The sequence below is a fragment of the Flavobacterium hankyongi genome (genome assembly GCF_036840915.1).
GTDB classification, from domain to species: Bacteria; Bacteroidota; Bacteroidia; order Flavobacteriales; family Flavobacteriaceae; genus Flavobacterium; species Flavobacterium hankyongi.
In genome coordinates, this window is sequence record NZ_CP085725.1 from 2,284,430 (window position 1) to 2,300,700 (window position 16,271).

Annotated in this window: 16 protein-coding genes; 14 read left to right on the forward strand and 2 right to left on the reverse strand. The window is 32.4% G+C overall.

The features are described 5' to 3' along the window. The first annotated feature begins 26 nt into the window (after positions 1 to 26). Complete coding sequence (gene odhB, locus LJY17_RS10565) at positions 27 to 1,265, forward strand: 2-oxoglutarate dehydrogenase complex dihydrolipoyllysine-residue succinyltransferase (RefSeq protein WP_264543789.1); 1,239 nt, start codon at positions 27 to 29, stop codon at positions 1,263 to 1,265. Between the two features lie 113 nt (positions 1,266 to 1,378). On the opposite strand, the gene LJY17_RS10570 is transcribed toward odhB, so the two are convergent. After that, positions 1,379 to 2,254 carry a helix-turn-helix domain-containing protein gene (locus LJY17_RS10570; RefSeq protein WP_264543790.1) on the reverse strand — a complete coding sequence of 292 codons (876 nt, stop codon included), beginning with the start codon at positions 2,252 to 2,254 and terminating at the stop codon, positions 1,379 to 1,381. A gap of 99 nt (positions 2,255 to 2,353) precedes the next feature. On the opposite strand from LJY17_RS10570, the gene LJY17_RS10575 reads away from it, so the two are divergent. From LJY17_RS10575 to LJY17_RS10590, 4 genes are all read left to right on the forward strand, one after another. Next, positions 2,354 to 2,713, forward strand: a complete 360-nt coding sequence (locus LJY17_RS10575; protein ID WP_264543791.1) for a DUF983 domain-containing protein — start codon at positions 2,354 to 2,356, stop codon at positions 2,711 to 2,713. 71 nt (positions 2,714 to 2,784) lie between these two features. Next, positions 2,785 to 4,002, forward strand: coding sequence for a TCR/Tet family MFS transporter (locus LJY17_RS10580; protein WP_264543792.1), 1,218 nt, complete (start codon positions 2,785 to 2,787; stop codon positions 4,000 to 4,002). Positions 4,003 to 4,040: 38 nt separating this feature from the next. Continuing rightward, a complete protein-coding gene (locus LJY17_RS10585; RefSeq protein WP_264543793.1) occupies positions 4,041 to 4,793 on the forward strand; it encodes a UDP-2,3-diacylglucosamine diphosphatase in 753 nt (250 codons plus the stop codon). 302 nt (positions 4,794 to 5,095) lie between these two features. Continuing rightward, complete coding sequence (locus tag LJY17_RS10590; RefSeq protein ID WP_264543794.1) at positions 5,096 to 7,258, forward strand: TonB-dependent receptor; 2,163 nt, start codon at positions 5,096 to 5,098, stop codon at positions 7,256 to 7,258. Positions 7,259 to 7,288: 30 nt separating this feature from the next. Here the strand turns inward: LJY17_RS10590 and LJY17_RS10595 are convergent, their stop codons facing one another. After that, positions 7,289 to 7,714 carry a hypothetical protein gene (locus tag LJY17_RS10595; RefSeq protein WP_264543795.1) on the reverse strand — a complete coding sequence of 142 codons (426 nt, stop codon included), beginning with the start codon at positions 7,712 to 7,714 and terminating at the stop codon, positions 7,289 to 7,291. A gap of 158 nt (positions 7,715 to 7,872) precedes the next feature. Here LJY17_RS10595 and greA point away from each other — a divergent pair, with 158 nt between their 5' ends. The 9 genes from greA to LJY17_RS10640 all read left to right on the forward strand — a co-directional run bounded on the left by greA (position 7,873) and on the right by LJY17_RS10640 (position 15,968). Then, positions 7,873 to 8,349, forward strand: coding sequence for a transcription elongation factor GreA (greA, locus tag LJY17_RS10600; RefSeq protein WP_264543796.1), 477 nt, complete (start codon positions 7,873 to 7,875; stop codon positions 8,347 to 8,349). Between the two features lie 18 nt (positions 8,350 to 8,367). Continuing rightward, positions 8,368 to 8,757 carry an HIT family protein gene (locus tag LJY17_RS10605; protein ID WP_264543797.1) on the forward strand — a complete coding sequence of 130 codons (390 nt, stop codon included), beginning with the start codon at positions 8,368 to 8,370 and terminating at the stop codon, positions 8,755 to 8,757. Between the two features lie 98 nt (positions 8,758 to 8,855). Then, complete coding sequence (locus LJY17_RS10610) at positions 8,856 to 10,130, forward strand: Y-family DNA polymerase (RefSeq protein ID WP_264543798.1); 1,275 nt, start codon at positions 8,856 to 8,858, stop codon at positions 10,128 to 10,130. Next, positions 10,121 to 10,561 (forward strand): LexA family protein, encoded by a 441-nt coding sequence (locus LJY17_RS10615; protein ID WP_264543799.1) that lies wholly within the window; start codon positions 10,121 to 10,123, stop codon positions 10,559 to 10,561. Before LJY17_RS10610 ends, LJY17_RS10615 begins: the two co-directional genes overlap by 10 nt. Before the next feature lie 244 nt (positions 10,562 to 10,805). Then, positions 10,806 to 12,074: a site-specific integrase gene (locus LJY17_RS10620; RefSeq protein WP_264543800.1), complete on the forward strand. Its 1,269-nt coding sequence runs from the start codon at positions 10,806 to 10,808 to the stop codon at positions 12,072 to 12,074. Between the two features lie 148 nt (positions 12,075 to 12,222). Further along, positions 12,223 to 13,089 (forward strand): hypothetical protein, encoded by an 867-nt coding sequence (locus LJY17_RS10625; RefSeq protein ID WP_264543801.1) that lies wholly within the window; start codon positions 12,223 to 12,225, stop codon positions 13,087 to 13,089. A gap of 83 nt (positions 13,090 to 13,172) precedes the next feature. Further along, entirely contained in the window at positions 13,173 to 13,469 is a 297-nt protein-coding gene (locus LJY17_RS10630) for a helix-turn-helix domain-containing protein (RefSeq protein WP_264543802.1), read from the forward strand. Between the two features lie 162 nt (positions 13,470 to 13,631). Beyond that, positions 13,632 to 14,924, forward strand: a complete 1,293-nt coding sequence (locus tag LJY17_RS10635; RefSeq protein ID WP_264543803.1) for a YfjI family protein — start codon at positions 13,632 to 13,634, stop codon at positions 14,922 to 14,924. A gap of 99 nt (positions 14,925 to 15,023) precedes the next feature. Next, positions 15,024 to 15,968 carry a DUF6371 domain-containing protein gene (locus LJY17_RS10640; RefSeq protein ID WP_264543804.1) on the forward strand — a complete coding sequence of 315 codons (945 nt, stop codon included), beginning with the start codon at positions 15,024 to 15,026 and terminating at the stop codon, positions 15,966 to 15,968. Positions 15,969 to 16,271 lie beyond the last annotated feature (303 nt).

Consider the following 16,271-nt stretch of genomic DNA (forward strand, 5'->3'; position numbering starts at 1 on the left):
AACAACACTTTATAAAATTATAAGCGATGATTTTAGAAATGAAAGTCCCTTCACCAGGGGAATCAATCAAAGAAGTAGAAATTGCAACTTGGTTAGTAAAAGACGGAGATTATGTAGAAAAAGACCAAGCAATTGCAGAGGTTGATTCAGATAAAGCTACGTTAGAATTACCTGCTGAAATGAGCGGAATCATTACGCTTAAAGCAGAAGAAGGTGACACAGTAGCTGTTGGCGCTGTAGTATGTTTAATCGACACAGATGCTGTAAAACCAGATGCTTCGACGAGCTCAGCACCCGCTACAGAGACTCCAAAAGCAGAAGAGAAAAAAGTTGATACTTCGGCAAGCTCAGCAACCGCAAAAGCAATTCCAGAACAAGAAACAACTTACGCAACGGGTTCTGCTTCACCAGCTGCTAAAAAAATATTAGCTGAAAAAAATATAGATCCTGCAACTGTATCAGGTACAGGAAAAGCAGGAAGAATCACTACTGAAGATGCTGCAAATGCAGTACCTTCTATGGGAACTCCAACTGGTGGTTCAAGAGGTTCTGAAAGAACAAAATTATCAATGTTGCGTCGTAAAGTAGCAGAGCGTTTAGTAGCTGCTAAAAACGAAACTGCAATGTTGACTACTTTCAACGAAGTAGACATGAGTGCTATCTATGCATTGCGTGATCAATATAAAGAAGAATTCAAAGCAAAACACCAAATGGGATTAGGCTTTATGTCATTCTTCACAAAAGCAGTTACACGCGCTTTACAATTATACCCAGATGTAAACTCAATGATCGATGGTCAAGAGAAAATTTCATATGATTTCTGTGATATCTCTGTAGCAGTTTCTGGACCAAAAGGATTAATGGTTCCGGTTATGCGTAACGCTGAATTATTATCATTCCGTGGTGTAGAAGCTGAAATTAAACGTTTGGCTTTACGTGCACGTGATGGACAAATCACTGTTGATGAAATGACAGGCGGAACATTTACTATCTCTAACGGTGGTGTATTTGGATCAATGTTATCTACTCCTATCATCAACCCTCCTCAATCAGGTATTTTAGGAATGCACAATGTAGTGGACAGAGCTATCGTTAAAAACGGACAAATTGTTATTGCTCCAGTAATGTTTGTAGCATTATCTTACGACCACAGGATCATTGACGGACGCGAGTCAGTTGGATTCTTAGTAGCTGTAAAAGAAGCTTTGGAAAATCCAGTAGAACTTTTAATGGGTGGTAATCCTAAAAAAGCATTGGAATTATAGCTTCGACAGGCTCAGCTACCATTTCAAAATGGTTTAGCCTGACATAAAAATAAGATCATAAATCCCAAACCGATCACTGAGGCTCTCGAAGTGAGGTTTGGGATTTTCATTTCTTATCGATAGTGTTGTAGAAACTCTGATGGCGTTTCACCACATTTCTTTTTAAATAATCTGGAAAAATAAGCATAATCTACATAGCCTAAATCAGAAGCAATTTCACTGAAGTTAAATTTCTGACTAATCAATTCTCTTTTTGCTTCTAGAAAAACTCTTTCCAGAATAATATCTGTTGTGGTTTTATTGACCATGTTTTGTGTGATACGATTGAGATGCTTTGGTGAAATATGCAGCCAATCAGCATACTTTGACGCAGCTTTTTCGGTTTTATAATTCATTTCCACTAAACTTTCAAACTGTTGAAATTTATCCGAATATGCATTCAGTTTTACTGGCTCAAGCACCTCATCTCCCATATACAAACGAGTACTTTCAATATAAATCAATTCCGTTAGCGCAATAATTTTTGGAGCTTTGAACATCAGAATAGAAGTACTTTCGTTTAAAATTTCTTGAAACAACCCATTAAAATACCCAACATTTTCTTTCTCCAAGTACAACACAGGTAAATTTTGGATACTATGAAAAAAAGGATAATTATTAATTTTTTCCGTAACAAAATGCAAATCATAAAAAGACTGGGAATGGAAAAAAATAAATCCACGTGTATCATTTGAAAGCTCCCAATGGTGCATTTGTCCTGGATTCAAAAAGAAAAGACTACCTGGTTTCACCTCATATTTCACAAAATCAATTTCGTGCATTCCACTTCCATGAGTAAAAAGTACAGTCAGGTAAAAATTATGCTTGTGTGGTTTATGAATATTATGATGTGCTGAAATAAGATGATTTTCAATTGTATTTACATAAAATCCTTCAATTTTATTTTGGTTTCCAAATTGTTCTATATTCAGTACAGCAAAATTTTTCATGTAATTCAATTAGTATTATGTCCTAAAAGTACAAATACTAGCGTGATTTAGCAATAGCCAAACTTCATTAACCGCTTAATTTTACATAAAAAATAAATCATGTCAACTTTAATCAATATTATAACCGAAAAATGTCCAAAATGTAATCAAGGACAGGTATTCTCAAAAAAAGGAAACATCTTTCTTTTTCAATTACCCAAGATGTATTCAAATTGTTCACATTGCAACCATAAATTCGAAAAAGAACCAGGCTATTTTTTTGGATCCATGTTTGTGAGTTATGCGCTTTTAGTTGCAGAAATGATATTTTTGTTTTTAATTGCCTATCAATTCATAGATAGCTTCTTAACTATTGTAGGATTGATTGCAGCTATGGCTGTGTTGTGGAGCACCTTCAATTTCAGGTTATCAAGAATGATCTGGATTTATATGCTTGATGGCCAAAAGAGACAGGTTTAGAATAATATAAAAAGATTGCAAAATCTCTCCCTACCTTAAAACAGGAAGAGATTTTTTGTTTATTTGTATTCATGAAAAAAGAACAAAAACAAGCTGCTATCGGTTTTATATTTATCACGTTATTAATTGACGTTATTGGATTAGGAATTATCATTCCCGTAGTCCCTAAATTAATTCAAGAACTTATTCATGGTGATGTAAGTGAAGCTGCAAAATATGGAGGTTGGCTGACCTTTGCTTATGCAATTACTCAATTTCTTTTCTCACCATTAGTTGGAAACCTAAGTGATAAATATGGAAGAAGACCAGTATTATTACTTTCCTTATTTGGATTTAGCCTAGATTATTTATTACTTGCTTTTGCCAGTTCCATAACTTGGCTTTTCATAGGTCGAATCGTTGCCGGTATTACAGGCGCAAGCATTACGACAGCAGCAGCCTATATAGGTGATATTAGCAATAATGAAAATAGAGCGAAAAATTTTGGGATGATTGGCGCAGCTTTTGGACTTGGCTTTATTATAGGCCCTGTACTTGGTGGATTACTTGGACAATATGGTGCAAGAGTTCCTTTTTATGCAGCAGCAATATTGTGCCTACTCAATTTTTTATATGGATATTTTATACTTCCGGAATCATTATCTAAAAAACATCGTAGAGAATTTGATATTAAGCGCGCTAATCCTATTGGTTCATTTATACATTTAAAAAAATATCCAAGCCTTATAGGTTTAGTTACAGCAGTTTTCTTACTTCATACTGCTTCACATGCAGTTCAGAGCAATTGGAGTTACTTTACCATGTATCAATTCAAATGGGACGAAACAATGGTTGGCATCTCCTTGGGAGTAGTTGGAATATTGGTTGCTTTGGTTCAAGGTGGTCTAATTCGTTGGATTAACCCTAAATTAGGTGATGTAAAAAGCATTTATGTTGGGATGGCATTATATACTTTAGGAATGTTCTTATTTGGTTTTGCTACACAAAGCTGGATGATGTTTGCTTTTTTGATTCCATATTGCTTGGGAGGAATTGCAGGTCCTGCCTTACAAGCGGTTATTGCTGGACAAGTTCCTGCTAATGAACAGGGAGAAATTCAGGGTACACTGACTAGTTTAGTGAGTGCAGCTGCAATTATTGGCCCTCCTTTAATGTCTACTGTTTTTTATTATTTTACTCATAATGAAGCTCCATTTAAATTTGCAGGCGCACCATTTATTCTAGGTGGAGTTGGAATGTTAATGAGCACCATTATTGCTTATGCATCATTAAAAAAGCATCATGCTTAATTTTTTAATTAGTAGTATCTTTGCCGAAACATTTAATAATGACTTTATCATCTAATACAAAAATTTACTTTGCCAGTGATCAACACTTAGGAGCACCTACACCCGAAGCAAGTTTTCCTCGTGAACAAAAGTTTGTGGCTTGGCTTGATGAAGTAAAGCAAGATGCAGAAGCAATTTTTTTGTTAGGTGATTTATTTGATTTTTGGTTCGAATACAAAACAGTAGTACCAAAAGGATTTGTACGTGTTTTAGGTAAATTGGCTGAGATTCGCGACAGTGGTATTCCAATTTATTTTTTTGTTGGAAATCACGATTTATGGATGGATGATTATTTCCAAATGGAATTAAGCATTCCTGTATGTCATACCACAAAAGAATTCACTTTTAACAACAAAACATTCTTAATTGGCCATGGTGATGGTTTAGGCCCAGGTGACAAAGGATACAAACGAATGAAGAAGGTATTCACAAATCCTTTTTCAAAATGGTTATTCAGATGGTTACATCCAGATATTGGTGTAAAATTAGCGCAGTATCTTTCAGTAAAAAACAAATTGATTTCGGGTGATGAAGATGTGAAATTTCTTGGTGAAGAAAACGAGTGGTTAGTGCAATATGCTAAATTAAAATTGCAGTCTAAGCATTACGATTATTTTGTTTTTGGACATCGTCATTTACCTATGGAAATAAAACTGAATGAATCCTCAAAATACATCAATTTAGGCGATTGGATTGGTTATTTCACTTATGGTGTTTTTGACGGATCTACTTTTGAATTAAAGAAATACTAAATCGTAAGAAGTTTCTTTCTTAATTACATTTAGCAAATTATATTTTGTATTTTCTGTTTTCTTTTAATTAAATTTGCGCCGTCTCAAAGGGGTGCTCTAAATGACGAGCTGAGATTATACCCAATGAACCTGGAACAGGTAATGCTGTTTAGGGAGGGCTGAGTGTTAAGAAAATGTCCACTGGACATTTTTAGCGAAAGAGCCAGCTGATGTATGGCCTTTTGATTAATTTTCAGCGAGAAATTCATTAATATTTTTAAAAACAAAGAATAATTACCCCTTTTATTCGTAAACATTTACGAATGAAAACTTTATTCAAAACAATGCTTGCAGTTCTTTTACTGCTAAATTTCACAAGTGCTTTTGCACAAGAAACCGTAAAAGATTCTGCAAAAGTAAACTCATTAGAAGAGGTCATGGTACAAGCCATTCGTGCCAATGACAAAACGCCAATTTCTTTTAGTAATTTTTCTAAAAAAGAAATAGCAAAACGCAATTTAGGTCAAGACATTCCTGTTCTAATGAATTATCTTCCTTCAGTTGTCACAACTACAGATGCTGGAAATGGAGTTGGTTATACAGGAATTAGAGTTCGTGGTAGTGATGCAACTCGTGTGAACGTAACCATAAACGGAATTCCTTACAATGATTCTGAAAGCCACGGAACTTACTGGGTAAATATGCCTGATTTTGCTTCATCAGCAGAAAGCATTCAGTTACAAAGAGGCGTTGGAACATCAACAAATGGATCTGGAGCTTTTGGTGCAAGCTTAAACGTTTTAACAGAAAACACAAGCGGCAAGGCAGGTGGAGAAATTTCTAATTCATATGGAAGTTTCAACACACACAAACACACAATCAAGTTTAATACTGGATTATTAAATGATCATTTTGAAGTTTTAGGAAGACTTTCTAAAATAAATTCTGATGGGTATGTTGACAGAGCTTCATCAAACTTAAAGTCTTATTTCTTACAAGGAAACTATTTCTCAAAATCAACCAAAATAAAAGCTTTACTTTTTGGAGGTCACGAAATCACTTATCAATCATGGAACGGAATTGACGCAACTCAATTAGAAAATGAAAGAACATTTAATTCGGCTGGTATTTATACAGATGAGTTTGGGAATACACGTTACTATGACAACGAAGTAGACAACTACAAGCAAAATCATGCACAATTACATTGGAACGAAACTTTTTCGGATTCATTTAGCACAAACTTAGCATTTCATTATACTAAAGGAAAAGGGTTTTATGAAAACTACAAAGAAGATCAAACTTTTGAAGACTATGGAATGACACCAATAGCCGGACAAACCACAACAGATTTGGTTCGTCAAAAATGGCTAGATAATGACTTTTACGGAACAACTTTTTCACTAAACTATACAAACAACAAACTGTCTCTAATTCTTGGTGGAGGTGCAAACAAATATGAAGGATCTCATTTTGGAAAAGTGATTTGGGCTAGATATGCCTCTACCAGCGAATTGGGTGATCATTATTATGACAATTTTGGTATTAAAACTGATGCAAATGTTTTTGTAAAAGCTACTTACACATTCTTCGAAAAATTAAATCTTTATATTGATTTACAAGGAAGAAATGTAAACTATAAAGCCGATGGAGTTCAAACCGATATTGTTCATGACAATTTTAATTTCTTCAATCCAAAAGCGGGAGTTAGTTTTTCTCCAAATAAAAAACATACTATTTATTATTCATATGCCAGAGCAAATCGTGAACCTAACAGAACTGATTATGAAAACGGAAGTCCACGTCCTGAAAAACTAGACGATTTTGAATGGGGATGGCGATTTAATTCTGATAAAGTTAAATTAAACATCAACGCATATTATATGCTCTATCAAAATCAATTAATCCTGACTGGTGGTTTAGATGATGTTGGATCACCTATCCGTAAAAATGTAGGTAAGAGCCATCGTTTAGGTATAGAAATAGATGCAAAAGTTGCCTTATCACAAAAATGGTCAATACAGCCAAACATTACTTTGAGTAGAAACAAAAATATTGATTTCTATTTTCAGAGAGATGGTGTTTTACAAAATCTAGGAGAAACAAATATTTCATACTCCCCAGAAATTGTTGCAGGAAACATTTTAACTTTTAGTCCTTTAAAACAAGTACAGATTTCGTTACTTTCCAAATTTGTTGGGAAACAATATATGGGTAACATTGATGCAAAATCATCTATTTTAAATGATTACTTCGTAAATGATTTCAGTGCTAGCTATGAAATCAAACCGAAAGCAGTATTTAAATCAATCATTATCTCAGCAATCGCAAACAATATCTTTAACAGAAAATATATTTCTAACGGATATTTCTACACCTATGATGACTCTTGGTCAAATCCATCAACTGTAACAACTATAGAAGGTGCTGGATATTATCCTCAAGCAGGGGCTAATATTTTAGCAGGTCTAACACTTATGTTTTAATACAAAAAAGAGGAGCAGTTGCTCCTCTTTTTAATTATATACTCTTATAACATCACCTAATATTTCAGTTCTATATTGTTTTAACGAATATTGCTCCCCATTTTCTCCATTCCCAATATAAATACTATACTTTGAATTTTCACAAGAACATTTAGCATACCCACCATCTAAAGTGAGTCGTGAACACGCAGTAGGATATTGGTTAGGACAACTTGCTTCCCACGCTCTATAGTCATTTGTACCCGCTGCAACCACAATGATCCCCTGAATACCTGCACCAGCATCTGTTATTACCATAGAGTTCCCAGGAAACTTAAGCGAATTATACTGTGGTAAATTTGTATTAATCTCTTTGGAAAAACTTATATTTTGTAAATACTGATTGTTATTTACAGCTTTATCTTTATCACAAGAAAGAAAAAATAAAACAACAATTATGACGAAAATTCGTTTCATTCTTAAAAAAATTAATTACTTTGTTGAACAAATTTAATTTAATTAACTTTGTAAACGCACCTATTTAGGATTAAATTATAAATTGAAATAAAAATTATATCTTTGTACGAAGAAATCCCGTCCCGATGGGATTTTTTCTATTTTATAAAAATGACGTTATGAGTACAGTATCTTATTATACAGCCGCAGGATTAAAAAAATTAAAAGACGAATTAGAGCAATTAAAAAGCATAGAACGCCCAAAAGCATCACAAGCAATCGCAGAAGCAAGAGACAAAGGAGACTTATCTGAAAATGCAGAATATGATGCTGCCAAAGAAGCTCAAGGACTTTTAGAAATGAAAATTGCTAAAATGGAAGAGCTTTATGCTAATGCTCGTTTAATTGACGAGTCTCAATTAGACACATCAAAGGCATTAGTATTATCACATGTAAAAATCAAGAACCAAACTAATGGCATGGAATTGTCATATCAATTGGTTGCTGAAAGCGAAGCTGATCTAAAATCAGGAAAAATATCGGTTACTTCTCCTATCGGAAAAGGATTACTTGGAAAAACTGTTGGAGAAATTGCTGAAATTCAAGTTCCTAACGGAATCCTTAAATTTGAAGTCCTAGAAATCACAAGAGACTAAGAACTAAAATTTAACACAATGGCTTCTATTTTCACCAAAATCGTTAACGGAGAAATTCCTTGTTACAAAATTGCCGAGACAGATGATTTTTTGGCATTTTTAGATGTAAATCCAAATGTTAAAGGACACGCTCTATGTATTCCTAAAAAGGAAATTGATAAAATCTTCGACATGGAAGATGAATTATATCTAGGATTAATGGCTTTTTCTAAAAAAATTGCCATTGCTTTAGAAAAAACCGTGCCTTGCAAAAGAATAGGCATGACGGTTATTGGACTTGAAGTACCACACGCTCACGTACACCTAATCCCTCTAAACATGATGGATGATGCACGATTTCACAACAAAGTAAAACTAACTCCCGAAGAATTTCAGGAATTAGCAAATGCAATAGCAAACAATCTATGATATTCAAATCCGACTTAAAGTCGGATTTTTTATTAACATCAATTAAAAATTAACTTTCTTCCTCAAATCATAAAAAGCATATTAAGTACCTTTACAACATGTATGCCTTAGTCGATTGTAATAACTTTTACGCATCTTGCGAACGTGCGTTTCAGCCCAAATTAATTGGAAAACCCATTGTGGTTTTATCCAATAATGACGGTTGCATTATTTCCAGAAGCGACGAAGCCAAAACAGCGGGAATCCCCATGGGAGCACCCGAATTTAAAGTTCGTGAGCAGTTAAAAGAAAAAAATGTTACTATCTTTTCTTCCAATTATCCTTTGTATGGAGATTTAAGCAATCGTGTGATGCAAATTTTAGAGCAATTTTCTCCTAATATTGAAATCTATAGCATCGATGAAGCTTTCATGAATTTTGACGGAATTTCTGTTACCGACTTCAATGAGTACGGCCTTCAAATGAAATCACAGATATTACAGTGGTTGAGCATCCCTATTTCTATTGGTTTTGCAGACACCAAAGCCCTTTCTAAAGTAGCTAATAAAATCGCACGTAAATTCCCCGAAAGAACAAAAGGAGTATATATTATTAATACCGAAAAAAGCCGTATCAAAGCTCTAAAATGGACAAAAATTGAAGACGTTTGGGGTATTGGTTTCCGACTAACCAAGAAAGCAAAATTACGCAACATAAAAACTGCATACGATTTTACTTTACCTGAACATGAAAGTTGGATTAGAAAAGAAATGGGCGTTACTGGTTTGCGTTTAAAACAGGAACTAGAAGGAAAATCAGTTTTAACCTTAGAACCAATTTCGGAACAAAAGAAAAGCATTGCCATTACTCGAAGCTTTCCAAAACAAATTTCCGATTTTGATTTACTGAAAGAAAGGGTATCTACTTTTGCTTCTGTCTGTGCCGAAAAATTACGCAAACAAAAATCCTGTTGCCATACTGTTATCGTAATGTTGGTTATTGATAATCACAAATACGAATCAAATAAGTATTATTTCAATAGTGCAATCAGCTTGCCTTTTGCCACAAATTCGATGTTGACCATTAGCAATACAGCTGTTAGCATTCTCAAAAAATTGCTCGAAGGTCACGAAGGCTTAAAATTTAAAAAAGCTGGTGTTATTGTAAGCGGATTGACACCTGAAAACAGCAAGCAATTCCATATGTTTGAAGACGAAAATCCAAAACACCTTCAATTAATGCAGACTATCGATTCATTGAATGCAAAAATAGGAGGCCGAAAAATCAAACTGGGAAATCAAAATTTAAAAAAAACCTGGGATATGAATCAAAATCATTTATCACCGCGTTACACAACTAATTTCAACGAAATTCTTGAAATCAAATGTCACTAGAAGATTCAAAAAAACTGACTTTTTTCACCCCTGATCTCGAAAGCAATCAATCAATCCCTTATGCTACAGGCGGAGTCTCAGCAGGGTTTCCATCCCCAGCTGCAGATTTTACAGAGAGCAATATTGACCTAAACAAAGAATTAGCTAAAAATCCTTTGGCCACTTTTTATGTAAAAGTTAATGGAAATTCGATGATTGATGCTGGCATTAATGACAAAGATATTTTAGTCGTAGACCGAAGTATAGAACCTAGAGATAATAAAATTGCTGTATGTTTAGTCGACGGAGAATTTACTGTAAAACGCATCAAATTAGAAAAAGACTGCCTGTATCTACTTCCTGAAAACAAAGAATATCAACCCATAAAAATCACCGAAGAAAACCAGATCAGTATTTGGGGTATTGTGACATATGTTATAAAAACTGTTTAATCGGAATCAAAAAATTTGGAAATGCCTAAAAATAAAAAAACCTCTCATTTCTGAGAGGTTTTGTACCCGGAGTGGGAATCGCAATATTTAAATTTTCATTTCTTGAAACATTACAAAATATCATATAAAACCACTATACTTAAAGGATTTTAGCTTTTTTAAATAAAATTAATATTAAATAGAATTAAGTTAAATTCAAATAAAATAACTATATTTCGGCAAATATTCGGCAAAAAATATAGCAATGAATTTAAAATATTTCATTATAAAAGGTAAAAATAAAAATTGTAGTATATATGTTCGCTTTTGGGACAGCAAGAGAATTGACCAAAAAACAAAAACAGGATTAAGCGTCCTAATAGATGATTGGTCTGAAGTAAAACAACGATTAAAACCAAAGGCTACTTCCCAAAAAAGAGATTTTTTTAATCATCAGTTAGAACAATTAGAAAGACATATTTTTGACAACTATAATTTTGATTATAATAACAGAAAGTATATTTCAAATTTATGGTTAAAAGAAACTGTTAATTCTTTCTTTGGCAGAGTTACAGCTGATGAAAATTACAAAATATATTTTGTTGATTGGATAACCTTATTTATAGAAGATGCTCACAAAAGAATTTATAAAGGAAAGCCTATAACTGAAAGAACAATTAAAAATTATAGTACAACACTTAATAAATTAAAAGCATTTGAAAAGTTACAAAATCACAGATATCGATTTGAAGAAATCGATTTGAATTTTCATCGAGATTTTATTTACTACTGTTCAAACACAGAAAAATTAAATAATAACTCCATAGGAACATTGATTAATAGAATAAAAACTTTTTGCACAAATATTGAACTTGATGGGTATGCTATTAATCCTAAATACAAACATCGTGATTTCAACAGTCCAACAAATGAAACAAGAGATATTTATTTAACTGATAAAGAAATAAACACAATTGCGAAACACGATTTCAGTGATTCAGAAAGATTAGATAATGCTAGAGATTTATTTGTAATTGGACTAAGAACTGGACTTCGTGTTTCAGATTTTTTAAGAATTGGCAAGGATAATATTTTAGGAAATATTATTAATATTACTACGCAAAAAACAAATCAAAACTTGTTCATTCCAATTCACCCACAATTTCAGGAAATTTTAGACAAGAGAGACGGTGAATTCCCAAGAGAAATATCAGATCAAAAGTTTAACCTTTATATAAAAGAAATTTGTGAAGTGGTCGGATTTAAGGAAAAAACCAGTGGTGCAAAAATTAATTCTGAAACCAACAGAAAAGAGTTTGGGATATTTCCTAAACATGAATTGGTCACCTCACACATTTGCAGACGATCATTTGCAACTAACTTATTTCTAGGTGGATTTGACAATGCTACAATTATGAAAGCTACTGGTCATAAATCTGAAAATCAATTTTTGAAATACATAAAATCAACGCAAGAAGAACATTTACAAAAAATAAGTAATTATTGGAATGAGCAAACTAGTAAAGTTAAGTAAAAAGATTCCTTAAATCTATTATACAAATATTTGAAATGCTTCATATAATAAATAATTAAAACCCTTTATAAACTCTTGTAGGAATACATTTTTTATAACATCCATTATGTGAAGTTTGAAAAATTAATTAACTAAAAAATCCCGTAAAATGAATTTCGATTATCAGGAAATAGAAAACAGAGAATTTGTAAAGAAATTCACACCACAAGAGTTGGAGCTTTCAAATATTGAAAACCTTGTTCTGCAAAATGTTTTCATTCGATATGAACCTGAATTTTTAATTAACATCGAAAAAACAAATTCAATAGAGTTTGATACAATGATAACTTTGGAATCAAAAGAATATAGTCTAAATGAAGCTATTTTAAAAGAAATATATACATCTATCCGCTTTTTTGTAGAAGTCGTTGTAACTGACACAGAATTTGATTTAAACAGGATTTTAACCAATTTGGAAGGACGAATTGAAAACGTTGAAAAAATAAAGTACTTAGAGAAAAAACATAAAGATTTATATTCAGAGGTTAAAAATGAATCAGAATATCTTGTTTATGCTGAAATAAAAGAGTTTAACGGGTTTGAAAATTGGCAGGAATTGATTTTTGATAATCTTCATGGAGAAAGTACTTTTATTCAAAAGTATTTAACTTCAGATTTTGAAATATCAGATATTCCCAAAGATATTTTGGATATGTGGACAAAATATTATACCATTAAAACCCAAATAGATTTTTGCAAAGAACAAATTGATATACTTAAAAATACTAAGCAGAAATCGAACTTTGTTGATACTTCATTACAGGTTTTTCTACTGGAGGAAATAATAAACTTAAAAGACTGGAGCAGTATCAGTGCTAACAAAAAAGGTGAAATTCTTAGCCACCTACTTGGAAAAAATAAGGATAACATTAAAAAGATTTACCTTGAACTTGACAAAAAAAGTTCTCAAAATTCAGATAAGCTTTTAAATGACCGAAAAAAAGCTGATGAAATTATTAAAAAACTATTAGGGTAGCCCACAGGGTTACCCTAATAGTTTTAACCCCGTTCGACAAGATTAAGTTTGTACCATAATTAATCAAAATAAACAATTAAGTTATGGCTAAAGAAATCTTGCAAATCGAAAACATTAACGCTACTGATTTTAAAAATGAAATCGTAAAGGACGTTACCCAAGCACTAAAAGGATATGCTACTACTTTGCAAAATCCCGATAATGAAATATTATTGACAAGGGAAGAAACAGCTAAAATGCTTTCCGTTTCACTTGTGACCTTATGGGATTGGACAAAAAAAGATATTATTCCAGCCTACCGAATAGGCAACAAAGTACGCTACAAAAAAGCAGAAGTTTTAACTGCTTTACAGCAAATGAACAAATTTGTTTCCAAATAGAAATTATCAAAAATCCATAACTGACAACCATTGCAATAGCATTGCAATGGTTCTGTAACACGCAATAATTCAGTAAGTAAATAAAAAAAGAGTAAGAAAAACTAATTGCAATAGAAACAACCACACAATTGCAATGGTGGAGTCACCATCTAAATTATGATTATGGAAATAAATAGTTTGAACGATATTGATAATAAAATTGGGAATGCTTTTAAAACCAACAAAGAAATTGCAATTAATCAGTTGGAAGAAATAATTTCCAAGATGCCTGTTGAAATTAGGTCACTAATTAATGAAGCATTTACTTTAAAGAGAATACCCAAAGAATATTTGTTAAGCTCCATATTATTTGCTTTCAGCAATGCGGGTGGTCTTGCTTTTTCAATTAAAGCAATGGGATATGTAAATTATGCCAATCTGTATTTTGCAATAATCGGAAGCCGTGGGGATAGTAAATCCCCTGCTATGGATTTGGCTACTTTTCCACTCGTAAAATATGATAATGAAAAATATAAGGAGTTTAAAAGAAACAATGCGGATTTAGAAGAACTTGAAAAGATTGACAGAAAACAATTGTTTCTTCAGGATGCAACCATTGAATCCGCAATTTTCACGCATTTTAAAAACAAATATTCCGTTGGTATTTTTGTAGATGAACTCTATTTCATCATTGAAAAAATGGCAAATAAAAACAGTACGGAGGGTACAGCTTGGAGGACTTTCTTTTTACAGGGAAATACCAATAAACATATTGATATATCACGCAAAACAACGGAGAGTTTTAGAATTGAAAAATCATACCCTACTTTATTAGGCTCAATCCAACATCAATTTGTACCGAAATTATTTGCAGACGGAAATTTAGAAAGCGGATTAATCGACAGAATCCTTTTTACCAATAAACTCACGGTTAATCACCAATTGTCAAGAAATGATATTTCTACTGAAGTATATGAAAACTATTCTAAATCCTTGCTCAATCTTCTATATTACCGCACCGAAATAGAAAATACTTTCGAGATGGATGATTTACAGATTTCACTTGATTTGAAAGCCAATAAACGCCTTTTTGATTATTCACAGGAATTAATCAACCGTCAAAATAAAGCAACCGATTTAAGTAAGGAGTATATCTCTAAAATGATGATTAACATTCACAAATTAAGTCTGTTGATACACCTGATTTTAAATTCTGAAAGGCAGGACTATCAAAGTAAAATGAGTGTTGACACCGTTGAAATAGCAATCTTGATTCTTGAGTTTTACTTTATGAACTTCAAAATCGTTTTAGATGAAAATATTACCCAAAAAGAGAAACTACCAACTACTGAAGAAATTATCAGATTGGCAATAAAAAATAATGCCACCCAGAAAGATGTCGTAGCCATTACTGGAATGAACAAATCAACCATATCAAGGAAATGGAATAATGAACTGATGCAACCTGCAACTTGAAACTAAGCCAAAAAATTGCTTAACTATTAGTAAAATCAATGCTTAACAAGACTTTTTTCAAAAGTTTCAAGTTGCAGGTTGCAAAACAAAATCTAAGAAATGCTACAAAAAAGAGAAATTGAGTTTGTTTTTGAGGTCAAGCGAAATCGCAAGATAATAACCCCTTGTTGCAATAAAAGCAACAACGATGGAAAGTTTGTGAATTATAAAAATCTCGGAGAAGAATTTGGTTATTGCCATTCTTGCGGAAAAGCAACATTGCCACCGTCAATATACATTGATGAAAATGAAAACGAATATTATTGGAATGATTTAGAACATAGATTTGATGCCATTTCTTTAATTCCAATCAACAAACCCAAAACAGAACCGAAAGTAACACCTACAAGTAAACAAATTATTCAAAAATACATTGACGAATCAGTAATATGGAAGTACTTCAGAGTAACTCCCGAAAACAATCTTTTGCAATATTTACGCAAAAAATATGGGGATTTAAAGACCGAAGATGCGAAAGAAACTTATGCTTTAGGAACAAGTAAAGATAGAGGTATAATATTTTGGAGTATAAATACTGATTTGAAAGTTCAAAAAGCCAAAATAGCCTACTATGATGCAAACGGCAAACGAACCAGTAAATTTAAAATTCCTTATAAAAATGAAGATGGCTATTTCAATTGTTTATTTGGCGAACATTTGATTGATGATAAAATTAAGGCAAAGAAAACAATTGTATTAACTGAAAGCGAAAAAACGGCTATTGTAGGCTACATTTTATTTTCTCAATATGTTTGGGTGGCTTATGGTGGAATTAACGGATTGACAGAAAATAAAGTAAGCCCTTTAATTGGTCATAATGTGCTAATCATCCCCGATATGAGTGAAAATGCAGTCGGTATAATTTTAAATAAAATGCCATTTCTTATTTCATTAGGAATCAATGTCAAAATATGGGATATGACCGAAGGTAAAACAGATGAACAATTAAAACTCGAAGGAGTTTACAATAATGATTTGGAAGATATTTTCAGAAAAATTATTTAGTCTTTTTCGCATTTATAATTATAAATCATTGCAATGGCATTGCAATTATCTGCATAAACCATTGCAATAGTATTGCAATACCTCACAGAATCCCTTTAAAATAAAGCTTTTCCTCCTCCTTGATTTTGATTTTTCTATTGAAAGTAAAGCACAGAATACACTCTTTTATGTGCTCTATTTTTGGCAATTGTTATATATTTGAATACGTTACAATATGCTAATTATACATATCTAAGTATAAACAAATGTATATGTGTTATTTTATCATACTTATAACAAGTTGGCGGTAATACTCAAAACACG

What these genes read in the sequence shown, in the direction of transcription:
- LJY17_RS10575 (WP_264543791.1), top strand. Translation starts at nt 2,354, where the DNA reads ATGTCAACTTTAATCAATATTATAACCGAAAAATGTCCAAAATGTAAT.
- LJY17_RS10620 (WP_264543800.1), top strand. Translation starts at nt 10,806, where the DNA reads ATGAATTTAAAATATTTCATTATAAAAGGTAAAAATAAAAATTGTAGT.
- LJY17_RS10610 (WP_264543798.1), top strand. Translation starts at nt 8,856, where the DNA reads ATGTATGCCTTAGTCGATTGTAATAACTTTTACGCATCTTGCGAACGT.
- LJY17_RS10640 (WP_264543804.1), top strand. Translation starts at nt 15,024, where the DNA reads ATGCTACAAAAAAGAGAAATTGAGTTTGTTTTTGAGGTCAAGCGAAAT.
- greA (WP_264543796.1), top strand. Translation starts at nt 7,873, where the DNA reads ATGAGTACAGTATCTTATTATACAGCCGCAGGATTAAAAAAATTAAAA.
- LJY17_RS10635 (WP_264543803.1), top strand. Translation starts at nt 13,632, where the DNA reads ATGGAAATAAATAGTTTGAACGATATTGATAATAAAATTGGGAATGCT.
- LJY17_RS10605 (WP_264543797.1), top strand. Translation starts at nt 8,368, where the DNA reads ATGGCTTCTATTTTCACCAAAATCGTTAACGGAGAAATTCCTTGTTAC.
- LJY17_RS10570 (WP_264543790.1), bottom strand. Translation starts at nt 2,254, where the DNA reads ATGAAAAATTTTGCTGTACTGAATATAGAACAATTTGGAAACCAAAAT.
- LJY17_RS10595 (WP_264543795.1), bottom strand. Translation starts at nt 7,714, where the DNA reads ATGAAACGAATTTTCGTCATAATTGTTGTTTTATTTTTTCTTTCTTGT.
- odhB (WP_264543789.1), top strand. Translation starts at nt 27, where the DNA reads ATGATTTTAGAAATGAAAGTCCCTTCACCAGGGGAATCAATCAAAGAA.
- LJY17_RS10590 (WP_264543794.1), top strand. Translation starts at nt 5,096, where the DNA reads ATGAAAACTTTATTCAAAACAATGCTTGCAGTTCTTTTACTGCTAAAT.
- LJY17_RS10630 (WP_264543802.1), top strand. Translation starts at nt 13,173, where the DNA reads ATGGCTAAAGAAATCTTGCAAATCGAAAACATTAACGCTACTGATTTT.
- LJY17_RS10615 (WP_264543799.1), top strand. Translation starts at nt 10,121, where the DNA reads ATGTCACTAGAAGATTCAAAAAAACTGACTTTTTTCACCCCTGATCTC.
- LJY17_RS10580 (WP_264543792.1), top strand. Translation starts at nt 2,785, where the DNA reads ATGAAAAAAGAACAAAAACAAGCTGCTATCGGTTTTATATTTATCACG.
- LJY17_RS10625 (WP_264543801.1), top strand. Translation starts at nt 12,223, where the DNA reads ATGAATTTCGATTATCAGGAAATAGAAAACAGAGAATTTGTAAAGAAA.
- LJY17_RS10585 (WP_264543793.1), top strand. Translation starts at nt 4,041, where the DNA reads ATGACTTTATCATCTAATACAAAAATTTACTTTGCCAGTGATCAACAC.